This is a genomic window from Paenibacillus sp. FSL W7-1332, from assembly GCF_037969785.1.
Classification (GTDB): Bacteria; Bacillota; Bacilli; order Paenibacillales; family Paenibacillaceae; genus Paenibacillus_AQ.
Genome location: NZ_CP150209.1, coordinates 2,130,672 through 2,146,326, shown reverse-complemented (window position 1 = coordinate 2,146,326; position 15,655 = coordinate 2,130,672). Strand labels below are relative to the sequence as shown.

Annotated in this window: 14 protein-coding genes and 1 other annotated feature; of the genes, 1 reads left to right on the top strand and 13 read right to left on the bottom strand. The window is 52.3% G+C overall.

Annotation, left to right across the window (positions count from 1 at the left end; translation table 11 throughout):
- Positions 1 to 63 precede the first annotated feature (63 nt).
- The 3 genes from MKX98_RS09315 to MKX98_RS09305 all read right to left on the bottom strand — a co-directional run bounded on the left by MKX98_RS09315 (position 64) and on the right by MKX98_RS09305 (position 4,127).
- Positions 64 to 2,787, bottom strand: a complete 2,724-nt coding sequence (locus MKX98_RS09315) for a ComEC/Rec2 family competence protein (RefSeq protein WP_339222730.1) — start codon at positions 2,785 to 2,787, stop codon at positions 64 to 66.
- A 116-nt stretch (positions 2,788 to 2,903) separates the two neighbouring features.
- The gene (locus tag MKX98_RS09310; RefSeq protein ID WP_100535884.1) at positions 2,904 to 3,422 is read right to left on the bottom strand and encodes a dCMP deaminase family protein; all 519 of its coding nucleotides are present in this window, start codon (positions 3,420 to 3,422) and stop codon (positions 2,904 to 2,906) included.
- Positions 3,423 to 3,470: 48 nt separating this feature from the next.
- Positions 3,471 to 4,127 (bottom strand): ComEA family DNA-binding protein, encoded by a 657-nt coding sequence (locus tag MKX98_RS09305; RefSeq protein WP_220686068.1) that lies wholly within the window; start codon positions 4,125 to 4,127, stop codon positions 3,471 to 3,473.
- Between the two features lie 172 nt (positions 4,128 to 4,299).
- On the opposite strand from MKX98_RS09305, the gene comER reads away from it, so the two are divergent.
- Positions 4,300 to 5,142: a late competence protein ComER gene (comER, locus tag MKX98_RS09300; RefSeq protein ID WP_071222895.1), complete on the top strand. Its 843-nt coding sequence runs from the start codon at positions 4,300 to 4,302 to the stop codon at positions 5,140 to 5,142.
- Here the strand turns inward: comER and leuS are convergent.
- From leuS to MKX98_RS09250, 10 genes are all read right to left on the bottom strand, one after another.
- Positions 5,123 to 7,564: a leucine--tRNA ligase gene (gene leuS / locus MKX98_RS09295; RefSeq protein ID WP_194541614.1), complete on the bottom strand. Its 2,442-nt coding sequence runs from the start codon at positions 7,562 to 7,564 to the stop codon at positions 5,123 to 5,125. The two genes, comER and leuS, sit on opposite strands and share 20 nt — an antisense overlap.
- An 89-nt stretch (positions 7,565 to 7,653) precedes the next feature.
- Positions 7,654 to 7,906, bottom strand: a binding site (T-box leader).
- A 40-nt stretch (positions 7,907 to 7,946) separates the two neighbouring features.
- Complete coding sequence (locus MKX98_RS09290) at positions 7,947 to 8,828, bottom strand: AraC family transcriptional regulator (protein ID WP_216533798.1); 882 nt, start codon at positions 8,826 to 8,828, stop codon at positions 7,947 to 7,949.
- Between the two features lie 77 nt (positions 8,829 to 8,905).
- Complete coding sequence (locus MKX98_RS09285; RefSeq protein ID WP_220686069.1) at positions 8,906 to 9,979, bottom strand: Gfo/Idh/MocA family oxidoreductase; 1,074 nt, start codon at positions 9,977 to 9,979, stop codon at positions 8,906 to 8,908.
- Positions 9,980 to 10,002: 23 nt separating this feature from the next.
- Positions 10,003 to 11,172, bottom strand: coding sequence for a Gfo/Idh/MocA family oxidoreductase (locus tag MKX98_RS09280; RefSeq protein WP_220686070.1), 1,170 nt, complete (start codon positions 11,170 to 11,172; stop codon positions 10,003 to 10,005).
- A gap of 25 nt (positions 11,173 to 11,197) precedes the next feature.
- Positions 11,198 to 12,064 (bottom strand): sugar phosphate isomerase/epimerase family protein, encoded by an 867-nt coding sequence (locus MKX98_RS09275; RefSeq protein ID WP_339222726.1) that lies wholly within the window; start codon positions 12,062 to 12,064, stop codon positions 11,198 to 11,200.
- A gap of 323 nt (positions 12,065 to 12,387) precedes the next feature.
- Positions 12,388 to 13,158 carry a class I SAM-dependent methyltransferase gene (locus tag MKX98_RS09270; protein WP_216533790.1) on the bottom strand — a complete coding sequence of 257 codons (771 nt, stop codon included), beginning with the start codon at positions 13,156 to 13,158 and terminating at the stop codon, positions 12,388 to 12,390.
- Positions 13,159 to 13,200: 42 nt separating this feature from the next.
- The gene (locus MKX98_RS09265) at positions 13,201 to 14,103 is read right to left on the bottom strand and encodes a S1-like domain-containing RNA-binding protein (RefSeq protein ID WP_194541608.1); all 903 of its coding nucleotides are present in this window, start codon (positions 14,101 to 14,103) and stop codon (positions 13,201 to 13,203) included.
- Positions 14,100 to 14,447: a ribosome silencing factor gene (gene rsfS / locus MKX98_RS09260; protein ID WP_071222884.1), complete on the bottom strand. Its 348-nt coding sequence runs from the start codon at positions 14,445 to 14,447 to the stop codon at positions 14,100 to 14,102. The genes MKX98_RS09265 and rsfS overlap by 4 nt, the downstream gene beginning before the upstream one ends.
- Positions 14,444 to 15,022 carry a bis(5'-nucleosyl)-tetraphosphatase (symmetrical) YqeK gene (gene yqeK / locus MKX98_RS09255; protein WP_194541607.1) on the bottom strand — a complete coding sequence of 193 codons (579 nt, stop codon included), beginning with the start codon at positions 15,020 to 15,022 and terminating at the stop codon, positions 14,444 to 14,446. The genes rsfS and yqeK overlap by 4 nt, the downstream gene beginning before the upstream one ends.
- The gene (locus MKX98_RS09250; RefSeq protein ID WP_339222724.1) at positions 15,006 to 15,596 is read right to left on the bottom strand and encodes a nicotinate-nucleotide adenylyltransferase; all 591 of its coding nucleotides are present in this window, start codon (positions 15,594 to 15,596) and stop codon (positions 15,006 to 15,008) included. Before MKX98_RS09250 ends, yqeK begins: the two co-directional genes overlap by 17 nt.
- Positions 15,597 to 15,655 lie beyond the last annotated feature (59 nt).

Genomic DNA, 15,655 nt, shown 5'->3' with positions numbered 1-15,655 from the left:
CTGCATTTTTCCTATTAAAGATCATACTACGAATTGATGTCCCAAGGACAGCAGGCTGTTTATTCAAGGAAGCTTCGTACGCGTGTCAATATGTCCATCCTTGATCCTCATCTGTATTTCACCGTGAAGATTGGTCTGATAGATGAGATTCGTGGAACGTTCCAACCGTCCTACCACATCCGGATGAGGGTGGCCGTACATATTGTTGACGCCAGCGGAAATAACCGCTGCCTTCGGCTTCCATGCATTCAGCCATAGCGCGGATGTCGAGGTTTTGCTGCCGTGATGGGCAACCTTCATGACATCGATGCGGTCACCGGCAGCAGCATGCCGTGAAATGATATCATCTTGTGAAGAACGTTCCTCTAGATACAACAATATTTTATGTTCGGCAGCTTGGTCTGTGTCACCCGTAAACAGGATCCGGCTGCCGTTCATTTGAAGGACAAATACTAGTGAAGCATGATTCTGCTCCTTAATCAACGGTAATGGTTTTATGGTTTCTCCACTTTCTGGGAAAATAGGCGCTAGAAATTGGATTTCCGTATGGCTGTCAAGCTTCCATACTTCCCGATCCACTCCAGCCTCGTATATGGGAATGTGCTGCTGTACGGCGGTTAACATCAGCTTCCGGAAGGAAGCGGAGTCAGTCAAGGTCCCGTTAAACACAACTGATTTTACCGGGATTTCCTGCAAAACAGCTTGAAGACCGCCTATATGATCCTGATCTCCATGGGACATGATGACAGCCTCAAGCTGGTGCACGCCCCTTTTTTTCAACAGCGGAACCACCACCTTCGCTCCCACCTCATACGGGGCCTTCCTTTCCTTCCAAGCATCCTTTTCCTTACGAAAATTCACCGTTCCACCACCGTCAATGAGAATATGCTTGCCCTCAGGTGTTGTTACCAGGATCGAATCCCCTTGTCCTACATCCAGAAATTGCACGAGTCCCGCTCCGTGCATCGATGGAGATTGATAGCCGCCGTACAGCAAAAAAACCAAAGCTGCGGACAGCAGGACGATCGCGGCTCTCGCTGCATAGCGTTCAATATAATCACTGGCGCGAAAAAAACCTCTCCATCGCAACGCATCGGCCCATTGATCCACGAGCGGAAACATGCCGGTTGCCCCAGACAAATCTCTTTTACTATCCAAGGATTCGCGTCCTTCCAATGGAACGGTATCGTCCGCCCCGCTCCGCTCTCCTTCGCCATTTTCGGATCTCATCTTCAGAATGGAGAGCAGCGAATACAGCACAACAAAATAACATAAGATCCAGGCTAACGACGGGGACGGCCACAACGTCATCAAAGCGGATGAACCATTCATCCATTCAACGACACGGAACGTCATTTGGTTTAACCATTCGGTCACAGCTGCCAACCAGCCAGCTCCGCGCATCCATACCCACCCCATCAGCAAAGACACCATTCCTAACGGAAGAACGACAAGGCTAATCACCGGAACCAGGATCAAATTGGCGAAGACAGATATCAGCGACACCTGGTTAAAATAATAAATGGTTAGGGGAAAGGAGATCAGCTGCGCTACGACCGTGATTCCAACGGTTCCCGCAAGCCAGCGGGGCAAGAATGACAGGAGCGGCATCAGCTTCGGTACGAAGATCATCAAGCCTGCCGTTACGATGAATGACAGCTGAAAGCTGACGTTCACGAGAAAATACGGGTTCCACAGCAGCATGACGAGCGCGGCAACACTAAGAATATGCAGTCCATCCTTCAAAAGTCGCCGCCGTGCGGCATACAAACCGATCATCCCCATGATGCCGGCACGGATAATAGACGGACTTGCCCCAGTAAGCAGGACATAAACGGGAATCAGCCACATAACCACAGTCAGCGAGGTCTCCCTCGTCATTCGAAGGGTTGTGCATACGAATAAGAGGCATCCCACAATCACTGCCACATGCATGCCCGATATCGCAAGAATGTGAGTCAACCCCAAACGCGAGAACTCCATAAACGTATCGGGATCCAAATCATCCTGATTGCCAATCACAAGTCCCTTCATATACCCTGCATGGATTCCGCCATACAATTGATCCAGCTTGCCCCCGAGCTTATGCCGAACGGCATCCGTCCATCTTAGAATATGACTTACATTCCAGCTGTCAGGCGGGGTGACCTTCGCTAGGTCAGAGCCCTTCACTTTGATCATCCAATGAATCTTCTGGGTTCGCAAATATTGAGCATAATTAAATCCGTCAAAATTGCGAGCTTCTCCAGGTTTTTGCAGCTCTCCGGTCAGCTCTACGCGGTCCCCGCGCTGCCATCGCTGAACTATCTCCAGCTCCTTTTTGTCCATTAGTTTCACTTGAACCCTGACGATATCATCCGTCTTCAGCAAGGTGCCGTTTTCCGGATTCGCTTGTTTTTGGGACTCTGGAGGCTTTGTTAGCTTGAGATCAGCTTGATGTAGGGCAACATTGAAATCCGCGCGGTCGCCATCCACTTCTATTGGGGTTGTGATTACACCAAAGGCAGTAACAGGTACAGCGTCCGTCGATGTCTCCCCTGAGAGGACCGGCTCAAAATCACTTACATTGGCCGCGTCATGCCATTCCCAGTAAGTACCCGACATGCACAAGGAGAACAGCATGCAGAGCGTAAAAAGCCGCCCTGCCCCAGCCCAATGACATACAGCAAACAGGATGAGAATCAGCCCGGCTGCAATCATGGCCAGCCTCCATCCGTCGTACAGGCATGCAGCACCGCTGCCGATTACCCACATCACGGTAAACACAAGTAATGGCCTTCGCTTCATGATTCCAACAAATCCCTTCATCATTAAATAAAAAAGGACCCTTGCCTGCATATCGCAGTCAAAGGTCCTTCCTCTGTGACTTTCTATTCATTTTGTTCCGTAACCTTATACATGAATCATTCCGCTACCGTCATCAAGGTTTCGCGCGGCGGCTCATACGCTTCAAGCTGCCGGAACAAAATCCCCTTCTGTTCCATCATGCGGGACACCTTGCCCGAATCCTTCGGATAAGGACGGTGGAACACAACCTCGACAATGCCGCTGTTGGCAAGCATATTCGCACAGGTCCAGCAGGGCTCATCCGTCACGTACACCGTGCTGCCTTCCCGATCGATCCGGTCCGTGAATAACAGCAGATTCTGCTCGGCATGAATCGTCCGGATGCAGCGCTGTTTCTTCACCATGCTCTCCTTGCCGTCCTGCACGACCAGTTCATAATCCTCGGCGATCATACAGCCCGCTTCCGAGCAATCAGGCACCCCCATCGGCGCGCCGTTATAAGCCGTCCCGAGCAGCTTCTTCCCCTGCACCAGCACCGCCCCGACATGACGTCGCGGGCATTGGGAGCGGGTTGAAACCATAAAGGCAATATCCATGAAATAAGTATCCCAATCTTTACGTTGATCTGCACTCATCATCTGTCACCTGTTCCTTATCAATATCGCCTTTATTGTAGCACATAGCTAAAGTCCAACGTAAGGCTTCATCTTCTCCAGCATTTTGGGCCCGATGCCCTTTACGTTCATCAAGTCGGCCTGACTTTTAAATGGACCGAACTGATTCCGATAATCGATAATGGCCTTGGCCTTCGCTTCGCCAATGCCAGGCAGCTCCATAAGCGTTGCAGCATCCGCCGTGTTGACATTAATCAATCTGGATGGATCCGTAGCTGCTGGTGACTGCGCTGCACCGTTAACAGGAGTTTGTTGCTGTAAATGCTGAGTGACACCTTCAACCTGAGGCGGTACAAGGGGCGAAGAAGGTTGACCAGAAGCAGAAGACGATGCCGTATGGTCTGCTATACCGCTCCCTGCCGCTCCTTGGTCTTGGTCTGGCATGGAGTCCTTCACATTACTGGCAAGCTCGATCTGCCCCGCCTGCGTGCTCTTTGCAGCAGTCTTCGAATCCGTTCCGGCTCCAGACGGTTCCACATCCTTCTGCCGGGAATCAGCCCCGGACGTCTTCACACCCGCATTCTCTTCGGCCGCAAGCACCTGCTCCAGCTGATCGTTCAGCGGCTGCCAGCCCTCGATCCCCTGATCAACACCGCCGGCAAACAAGATGAACCCGCAGCCCGCAATCGTTGCGGCAAGACTCCAACCTAAAGATATCCTTTTCATCGATTGACCTCTCCTTAACATTAAAGTTCATTTTGTACAAACTCAGGAATATTCTTCGGTTTCCCCACCGAAATCGCATGAAAAACCGTCATGAATCGGCATCTTCCCCGCATACATTAAACGTAAGGACGGTACATTTCTGCCGTAAAGCGCGAAAGGAGGGAACATACACATGAAGGTCGGTTTTATCGGTACGGGCAGCATGGGTAGTCTGTTGATCGATGCCTTCATTCAATCGGGCGCACTCCTGCCTGAGCAGATTCGGGTCAGCAACCGAAGTCCTGAAAAGCCGATGCAGCTGGCAAAACGTCATCCCGGTCTGACGGTATGCAGCTGTAACACGGAGACGGCTTCTCAGAGCGACCTGCTATTCCTATGTATAAAGCCGCTTGAATTCAAATCTGTCATCAGCGAAATCAAAGATCGGCTTGAAGTCCGGCAAATCGCCATATCCATCACGAGTCCGGTCCAACTGATCCATCTGGAATCATCGCTGCCCTGCAAGGTGGCGAAAATCATACCGAGCATCACCAACCTAACCGGAGGCGGAGCATCGTTATGCATGTACGGTTCCCGAATAAAAGAAGAAGACAGGCAGCTTATAGAAAGCCTCCTGTCTTATATCAGCAGGCCGCTCGAGATACTGGAATCGCACACGCGAATCACTTCCGATTTCTCCAGCTGCGGACCTGCTTTTTTAAGTTTATTCATGGAAAAATGGATCGACGCTGCCGTTGAAATGACCGGAATCGACCGCAGAACCCTTAATGCATTAGCCGGAGAAATGCTGCTTGGCACCGGCAAGCTGTTAACGGAGGAGGGCTTCTCCCCCGAACAGCTGCAAGAGCGGGTTGCGGTTCCCGGAGGCATCACGGCTCAGGCTTTGGCACTGCTGGATTCTAACCTGAACGGATTGTTCTACCAATTGATCCAAACCACACACGACAAGTATGAGGAGGATTTGGCAAAACTGGATGCTGCCTTCGGTTTTACGATTAACCGGCCACGATATTGACCAGTTTGCCCGGTACGGCAATGACTTTGCGAATACTCTTTCCTTCCAGCGCCTGCTTGACATTCGGAAGGGAGAGGCTATGTTGTTGCATGGCTTCTTGGTCCATGTCTTTCGAGATTTTGGCACGTTCTACGATTTTGCCGTTAACTTGAACGACAATCTCCACTTCGGCCTCTACAGTCCAAGCCTCGTCATACTCCGGCCATGGCACGTAGGTTACGCTCTCCGTGTAGCCTAAACGGCTCCACAGCTCTTCAGCCAGGTGAGGGGCCAGCGGGGAAAGCAGCTGCACGAAGTTCTCCATCGCTTTGCGCGGAAGCTCTTCCGTCTTGTATCCCTCGTTGATGAATACCATCAGCTGGCTGATCGCTGTGTTAAAGCGCATATGTTCAAAGTCTTCGGTCACTTTCTTAATCGTTTTGTGCAGTGTACGTCTGAAATCATCCGTACCCTCGCCTTCCACGATTTTAGGGTTCAATTGACCGTCGTCCCCGATAAACAGGCGCCATACGCGGGAGAGGAAACGAAACGTTCCTTCAACGCCGTTGGTGTTCCATGGCTTGGTTGCTTCCAGCGGCCCCATGAACATCTCGTACACACGCAGCGTGTCGGCTCCGTATTCGTTAACAATATCATCCGGATTGATGACATTGCCGCGGGATTTACTCATTTTTTCATTATTGTTGCCCAGGATCATACCCTGATTGACCAGCTTCTGGAAAGGCTCCTTCGTATCGACAACGCCCAGGTCATACAATACTTTGTGCCAGAAGCGAGCATACAGCAAATGAAGCACCGCATGCTCCACACCACCGATGTACAGGTCAACCGGCAGCCATTCCTTCTGCTTCTCCTTGGAGCACAATTCATCATTATTGCGTGGATCGATATAACGCAGGTAATACCAGCAGCTGCCTGCCCATTGCGGCATCGTATTCGTCTCGCGGCGGGCTTTCATGCCGGTTTCGGGATCTACCGTTTCCACCCACTCCGTAACGTTAGCCAGCGGTGATTCGCCGGTACCGGATGGTTTAATCTGATCCACATCCGGCAGCAGCAATGGAAGCTGATCCTCAGGCACGGTCTTCATCGTTCCGTCTTCCAGATGCAGAATCGGAATCGGCTCACCCCAGTAGCGTTGACGGCTGAACAGCCAGTCGCGCAGACGGTAAGTTACCTTCTTCTTGCCCTTGCCCTCTTGCTCCAGCCATTCATTCATCGCCTGGATAGCCTCTTCATTGTCCAACCCGTTCAGGAAGCCGGAATTCACATGCGCGCCACTGCCGCTGTATGCTTCCTCCTCGACATTTCCACCCTGAACGACTTCAATAATCGGAAGACCGAATTGCTTCGCAAACTCCCAGTCACGGCTGTCATGACCCGGAACCGCCATAATGGCACCCGTTCCATAGCCGGCAAGCACATAATCCGCGATCCAGATCGGCACTTTAGCGCCGTTTACCGGATTAATGGCGTATGCACCCGTGAATACACCGGTTTTATCCTTGGCCAGATCCGTCCGCTCCAGGTCGCTTTTACGTGCTGCTTGATCTTGATAAGCCTTGACGGCTTCACGCTGATCGGCTGACGTAATCTTATCTACGAGGTCATGCTCCGGCGCCAGAACGCAGTAGGTTGCCCCGAACAGCGTATCCGGACGGGTCGTGAACACCTCCAGATGACCATCGTAACCTTCGATGTCAAAACGAACCTCAGCGCCTGTGGATTTGCCGATCCAGTTGCGCTGCATATCCTTCAGGCTTTCGCTCCAGTCCAGTTCATCCAGATCTTCAAGGAGACGATCCGCGTATTCGGTAATGCGCAGAATCCATTGGCGCATCGGTTTACGTACGACCGGATGGCCCCCGCGTTCGCTCTTGCCGTCGATGACCTCTTCGTTCGCAAGCACGGTACCGAGCGCTTCGCACCAGTTCACCGGCACTTCAGCCACATAGGCAAGGCCGCGCTTATAAAGCTGGATAAAGATCCACTGGGTCCATTTATAATATTCCGGATCGGTTGTGCTGATCTCGCGGTCCCAGTCATACGAGAAGCCCAGAGATTTGATCTGGCGGCGGAACGTATCGATATTCTGCACGGTAAACTCGCGAGGATGTTTGCCTGTGTCCATGGCATACTGCTCCGCTGGCAGACCGAAGGCGTCCCATCCCATCGGATGAAGCACGTTGTATCCGCGCATCCGCTTGTAACGGGACACGATGTCAGTCGCCGTGTACCCCTCCGGATGCCCTACGTGCAGGCCTGCTCCTGATGGATACGGAAACATATCCAGCGCATAAAATTTCGGTTTGGATGATGAATCTTCCGTTTTAAAGGTTTTGTTCTCATCCCAGTATTGCTGCCACTTCGGTTCGATGGCCTGCGGCTGATAGCCGTGGCCGGTTGGTTGATTGTCCGTCATACTCCATTGCTCCTCCTTCACAGTCAAGAGGCAAGGCCTGTGCCGTTGCCCAAAAAAACAAAAAAACCTCATCATCCATAGCGCTGATCGCTAGGGACGAGAGGTTTGATTCCCGTGGTACCACCCTAGTTAGCCAAAGGCATGCTTTGCCTTTCACTCCCTTTGCATCCTTATCGCGGATGAGACGACGATGCTTCAGCGGCCGAATCTGCCGAAATACAGCGGCCGGGTTAACACCATTGCTCCGAGGCGAGTTCATTCCTATCGTCAACCGGTTTTCACCAGACACCGGCTCTCTGCATGATCGAAAGTGGAACGATTGATCCTCATCATCGCGTTCATATTACCGTTTTAATGTGGCTATTATACCCAAAAAGTCCGATCAAGTCAACGAAAGCTCTTCCCCGCTTCTGCGATAATATTCCGGCGTCGTCCCGACCATGGCTTTGAACATCCGGCTGAAATGAGCCAAATGCTTGAAACCTGCCGCCTGGCTGATCTCCGTGATGCTGAGATGCGGATGGAGCCTGAGCAAAATTTTAGCTTGGTTAATCCGCCGGTGATACAAATATTTAAACACCGTCGTTCCGGTAACCTCCTTAAATAAGGAGGATAAATAGTGTTTCGTAATATGCATATCGCGGGCAATTTGCTCCAGCGTCAGATCCTGCATATAATGTTCCTCGACGAACGATACGACATGCTGGACATGCCGCTCTTTCTCGGAGATAGAGTCCTGATCCTGCACAGCGTCCTGGCACCAGTCCGCGATGACGTACATCATCTCCTGAATACGCAAGGTCATCCGTTCCTGGCGAAAACCGGCCGTGGATGCCGAGAGGCGATGTATATCGGCCAACATGCCTTCGAATTCGTCCCGATTGGCCCCTGTCAGTGTCATGCGATGATTTCGCAGCGATTCGAAGGGATCCAGCAATATCGATTTGGCCGTCTCCGAAAGCCCTTTGCAGATCCAGGCCGGATCGAAATGCAGAATACTTCTGACGTATCTGGAATCGGGCTCAACATTCGGACAATGGAGCGTAAGCCCGTTCATCAGGAGCAGATCCCCCGGTTTCAGGGTGAAAACGGAATCGCCGATCAAATAAGTGCAGCGTCCTTCATGGAAATAATAAATTTCATAAAAAGCATGCGAGTGAAACTGCCCTCCCGACAGCGGCTGTTCATTGTAATAGGTCAGATCAAACGGCGCTTGCAGCTGCATGCGGTCAAAGCCTGGCATCATATCGACAGATGAGGTCATCTAGAGAATCGCCCCTTTAGCGATTTTGGAGTTATATAACCCACAACGTAACGGGGTTTTCTCTATTATAAATGATTTTATGGAATGCGCACGGCCTCATTTTGGGCGATGACGCACAATTCTCCGGCTTTGAAGGCATGCTCCTGGGACATGGCATGCTCCGTGCGTTCCAGACAATCCAGGATAAGCTCCCCGAAGAATGGATAGCCCACCTTGCCTTGAAGCTCCATATGGAATTCTCCCTCGCCATTAACCAGGTACAGATGATCACCCTGCGGATGCCTGGCGATATCGATGTATTTGCGAAGCTCGATGTATCCTTCCGTCCCCAGAATAAAGGTTCTTCCGTCGCCCCAGGTGCCAAGGCCCCCGGGTGTCAGCCAGTCGACTCGGAAATAATTCGTGGCACCGTTGTCTCCCACAAGCGTTGCATCTCCGAAATCCTCCAGCTCCGGGTAATCCGGATTCGCGTAATTCCCTACCTTGCTGCTGAGCACCTTGGCATCACGGCAGCCCGCAAAAAACAAAAATTGTTCAATCTGGTGGGAGCCGATGTCACACAGAATCCCCCCGTACTGTTGATGACGGAAAAACCAGTCCGGACGGGAGGATGCGTTTAAACGGTGCGGCCCTGTTCCCATCACTTGCACCACTCGCCCGATCGCCCCGTCCTGGATCAGCTTCCCGGCATGGACGGCACTCTCCACATGCAGCCGTTCACTGTAATAGACCATGTACTTCTTGCCTGTCTCCTCGGCTTTCGCGCGAGCAGCGTTCACCTGCTCCAGCGTCGTGAAAGGCGTCTTATCCGTAAAGTAATCCTTGCCATGCGACATGACCTTCATGCCAAGCTCGCATCGTTCCGAAGGAATGGCGGCAGCCGCTACCAGACGCACTTCCGCATCCTGAAGCACCTGTGACTCGGACGAGGCAACGGTTACACTTGGATAAGCCTTGCAAAAAGCCGCAACCTTCGCGGGATCTGGGTCATACACCCACTTTAGCGTCGCCCCTGCCTCGATCAATCCGTTACACATACCGTATATATGTCCATGCTCCAGCGACATAGCGGCAAAAACAAACTCTCCGGGCTTGCATACCGGCTGGGCCTTGCCCACCGGCGCATACAGCATTCCATTACTGCGGTCCATACCACGTGCCTCCTGATTGTGATTTAGTAGGTTCCAAACGTCTTGCTCATATCCACCGGCCCGATCTCCTTGACCGTTTTCTGAGCGGAAGATTGTGTGATCCGTTCCTGCAGCATTTCGTGATACAGGTCCTCGTTAAGAGGGAGATCAACCCAATTATCGGTCCAGGTGGACAGATGCATGGCATTCGACAGCGTCAATCCGTGGATTCCCTCTTCACCGGGGGCAATCAATGGCGTTCCATGCAAAATAGCATCCGCAAAGTTCTGGATAATGCCGCTATGCTGCGGATTATCCCCCGAGATCGGCACCTCGCATTTCCAGCATTCCGGTTCGCCGAATCCCCCGGTATACTGCCGATTGAATTCCGGCTCCGGGACTCGGAGGCGCCAGAAGGTAAGCTTGCCGTCCTCGATGACGATTTTTCCGCGGTCCCCCGTCACTTCATATCGGTTGGTTCCGGGCGCTTCACCCGTTGTCGTAATGAAGACGGCCGTAGCCCCATTCTCGTATTCCGCATAAGCCGTCACATCGTCTTCAACTTCGATGTTCCGGTACTTGCCGAAAGCGCAAAAAGCACGAATTCTCTTTGGCATCATGCCGGTCGTCCACTGCCAGAGGTCCAGCTGATGCGGGGACTGGTTAATCAGGACCCCACCGCCTTCTCCCGCCCAGGTAGCCCGCCATCCGCCTGAATCATAATAGCTCTGGGACCTGTACCAATTCGTTATGATCCAGTTCATCCGCCGGATCTCCCCGAGTTCACCTTCTTCTATGAGCTCTTTCAGCTTCTTGTAGAGCGGATTACAGCGCTGGTTGTACATTATCGAGAACACCTTGCCGCTGGCTTCTGCCGCGCGGTTCATTTCTCGCACTTGCTTCGTGTAAACGCCTGCCGGCTTCTCGATCAGGACATGGAGTCCATGATTCAGGCACTCAATCGCCACTTGAGGATGGGCATAATGAGGCGTCGCAATGATCACGGCATCGATCTCCCCCGAGGAGATCATAGCCTTCGTATCACTCCATATTTTCACGTCCGAGGGCAGCGTTGCCCTTGCTTCTTCCTGTTTGGCCGGATTCAGATCGCATATAGCGCTAAGCCGCGCTCCCTTGATCCGCCCGGACGCCAGCGACCTGGCATGCGAAAACCCCATCCCCAGTCCAATTACCCCTACTCTTACCTGTTCCATGTCTATAGCCTCCTTCAAAAGTGACCTACGCGTTTTGTTTCTGCTCTGACCACAGCTTCATCTGCTCGGCAAAACGAAGAAGCATTTCCCTAGACTCAAACGTTCCGCTAAAATCTTCGATTCCGTAGTAACCTTCGTAACCAACCGATTGCAGATCCTGTATGACCTGCTTCCATGGCACGGCCCCCTGGTCAAGTGGAACCCATTCCCCGGACCACGCCGCAGAGGTACCATCCTCGGCAGCCGTTTTGTGATAACCCCCGTTTTTCACATGGACATGAGCCAGGTACGGACCCAGAAGCTCCAAGCCCATTCGGTAGTTCTCGTAACCTTCATGGACCATGTTGCCCGGATCATACAGCACGCCGATATGCTGCGGATTAAAATGGGATACAAGCCGGTGCGTCAGTCCAGCGCTCGGGGCAATCGTAAGATGGTGCGTTTCCACCACGGCTTTGACCCCGTAAGCCGCAGCGAGATCCTGCACCTCATGGAGATAACGAACCGCCTGGTCGTACAGCTCATTATAATTGCGCTTCCGGTCGTATCCCGGGATACCCGCGCGAATAAATGAAGCTCCGATCAGTTTGGCTGCCTGCATGACCTTCTCCGTCGCTTCCACGTCGCCGCATGTCAAATAAGGAACGACCGCAAGACTGCGCCTGCCATGCTTATCGGCCGCTTGCTGAAACTCGAGCCAATCCTCCTGCGTGCCGTTCGGATCCATGGAGCAGCGGTTATGCCGCCAGAACGAGGGCTTCTCCCCTGCAGCTTCTTCCGGAATCTCCTTAAAGCGCCATTCGATTCCTTCAATACCGGCATCCGCCGCGGCTTTTGCCAATTCCTCAGGCTGTAAGTCAGGAGTTGCGACTGTGAATACGGACAGTTTCATGCTCATTCATCCTTTCTCGTCCCAATAGATTAGTTTATGCATCATTTGACCATCGTTGAACTCAAATACGGTCATACAGAGCGTACCGGATGCCTGGAATCCTCCCTTGAGATAGCGCTCTCATTTCTGTTCATCTTATCTATTCCTCATCGTAGCACAGTCCCCGAAGCAAACCCATATCCCTTCTAACGAACCTTAACCACAGTCAAATAAACCAGAAAAGAAGTGTCTTTGAATATAATGAATCCATGCTCGACGATAAAAAAGCACTTTCTCTCGTCGCTACCGACTAAAGAAAGTGCTTCTCGTAAAAGGATATTCGTTTATTTTACGGCAACGTAGAACAGCCGGGATGCATCCTGACCCGCTTCCACCCACTCAAAATCGGCATAACATTTCACATCCCGGAATCCGGCCTTAACCAGCTCGACCTTCATCCATTCGGGGTCATATCCCCGCTGCACATGCGTTTCCTCAAAGCGGCGGTAGACCGTGGGATCCTGGTCATCCCGTGCAAAGATGGAAAGATGATGCTCGATCTCCATCCGGCGTTCATCCATGTCGCATGTCCAAATGTAGGACACTTCCCTTTCGTCCAGCACAAATGGCTGATCTGCGTCATATCGTAAGAGCGTGTTCGGGTGATGCACATCAAACAGGAACGTGCCGCCTTCCTTGAGGCCGTTGTAGGTCCTTGTAAAAGCGGAACGGATGTCCTTTTCCTCCAGCAGGTAGTTCACACAATCACAAAATGAAATGACGGAATCCACCTGCTCGGGCAGCTCCCACGAACGCATGTCCTGTTGGACCCAGCGGACGCTGCCTTCCCGGAACAATCGATGCCCCTGGGGTGTACCCTCCAGCTTGCGTCTGGCAACCGAGAGCATATCTGCCGACAGATCGATTCCCGTTACCTCGAAACCGGAGTTTACGAGCGGAATGGTGATGCTGCCTGTCCCGCATCCGAGCTCAACGACGCTTTTTGGCATTCCGTGCTTATCCCAGGCCGTTCTCGCAAAGCGAATCCAGTCCGGGTACGGCATGTCTTCCATGAGTTGATCATATACGTAAGCAAACTTGCGGTAAGACAACATGATGACACCACTTTCCTTAGAAGCTTCCCCTACCTTGCCGGGTTATTCGTTTGAACCGGAGTTCTCCTCTTTATTGACCATATACGTCCAGCTGTCCTTTTGGGTAACCAAACCGTCCTTCATCAGCTTGCCAAGCGCGCGTTTAAAGGCGGATTTGCTAATGCCGAACCGCTGCTTGATGATGTCGGGGGGCGTTTCATCCGAATACGGCATCGCATGGCCCGGTCGCTCCTTCAGAAAAGCGAGCAGTCGGTCTGCATCATCCGTCCGGCCAATCTCTTTTTGCGGTACCATCGACAGGTTAGCCCTGCCATCTTCCCGGATATGGCTTACCCGAACCTTCACCTCTTCGCCAAGCCGCAGCATACGCGTCCGTTCGGAGGAGTGGATCATGCCAATGGCGCCGAAACCGATCACACCGCCATCGATAATAACAAACGTGCCCATCTGGAGCGGTTTGTACACCAGGGCAGTGAACCACTGGCCCTTCCACGATTCAGGCGCATGAAACGCAAGCGGAGCAAGCTCTTGTTCTCCGGCGAGTTTCGCGCGGAGCCGTCCTTGCTTATCATGCTCCATGATGACAAATACATGATCTCCCACTTGAGGATGAAGCTCCCGCATCTCCGGCAATTCTCGGATCGGAAGCAGAAGCTGCCTGCCAAGCCCCATCTCGAGGAAACATCCCAAGCGCGGGTGAACATCCGCCACCTCAAGCTTAGCGGTTTCACCTAACGTAAGGTAAGGTTTCTTCATCGTTGCGGCCAGGCGGTCTTCCGTATCGAAGAATATAAAGACCTCGACCGTATCCCCCGGTTCGATTTTACCCGTGAGCTCCGAATAGTGAAGAAGCACATCCCGATCTCCGCCATCCAGGAAATAACCGTAAGGGGACACTTCTCTGGAAACGACGAGTTTCGTTAATGTGCCGGCAATCAGACTCATACGTTCTCCACCACTTTAGCATCGGACCACAATCGCTCGATGTTGTAATATTCCCGCTCATCGCGATGGAAGATATGAACGATCACGTCTCCGAGGTCCATCAGCACCCAGCGGGCTGCATCCATTCCCTCCAGTCCGCGCAAAGCTACTCCCGCATCATGAGCCTGTTTACGGATTTCAGTTGCGATCGCCTGCACCTGAGTATCCGAGTTACCGTGGCAAATGACAAAATAGTCTGCGATCAGGGAAATTCCTCTAAGATCCAGGACCACGATATCCATCGCTTTTTTATCTTCAGCGGCAGTCACTGCCACATTTAACAATTCATTCGGTTTCAACGTCATGAATTCGCCTCCAATTGCTTAATTAGATCGTTGCGGGCTAGTACCGTCAACGGAAAAATGATTTGTCTGCGCGAAAGCAGATGTCCAATCGTCGAATCAAAACCGGCTGCAAGCGCCTCTTCAAGGCTATGGTTGGCCAGTTCGCGAATATTATTCACGCCGGGGAAATCCCGTCCCGGTTCCATATAATCCGCAAGGCAGACCACCTTATCAAGCAGTGTCATGCCGACGCGCCCCGACGTATGGTAACGGATGGCGTTAAGCACATCGGTATCCGTTACGCCATATTCGTGCTCTGCTACGAACGCGCCTACCTCAGCATGCCAAAGCTGCTTATCGTAACGGAGCAGCTCTTCGGATAGCGCATGCTCCACCATCATTTGTTGAAGCTTTTGCACGGGCCAATATTTGGCCACGTCATGCAGGATGGCGGCTAATTCTGCCTTGACCGGGTCGGCCCCGAACCGATTGGCAAGGATGACCGCGGTTTCCATTACGCCTTTTGTATGCTCCCAGCGCTTGGCCGGCATCTGTGAGGATACCGCTTGAATGAGTTCATCACGGCTGTACTCCATAAATACCGCTCCTAACAATATAATCGTATACACGGTCCGGGACCATATAACGGATGGACAAGCCCGATGCGGCTCTGCTCCGAATCATGGTGGACGATATTTCAATCAGCGGCATCTCCGCTGTCACTACCACCTTTTGCAGGAAATCAGGCAGATCATCCACCGATAGCTTGGTTCCGGGACGGTTAAGCCCAATAAAAGTGAGCATTTCCGCCAGCTCCCCGATCCGATTCCACTTGGGAAGATACGCTACCATATCCGCCCCGATAATGAACGAGAAGTCATGCTCGGGATACGTGTCCCTCAGCTCTCTGATCGTGTCTACCGTATAGGATACGCCGCCGCGTTTCACTTCCCAATCCAATGTACGAAAAGATGGATGGTCGGCTACAGCCTCAGCGGTCATCTCCAGCCTCATCAGGCCGGTTACGCCGGCATCTTCCTTGTGCGGGGGAATGTGGCTGGGCATAAACCATACCTCTTCCAGACCGTAAGCGTCCCGAGCTGATTCGGCTGCGAGCATATGCCCGATATGAATGGGATCGAAGGTTCCGCCCATTATCCCTATTTTCATCCGGGTTCACCTCCCCTAATAAGAGAGTCTCTCTATATTCATTAAGCTAATCGCCATCA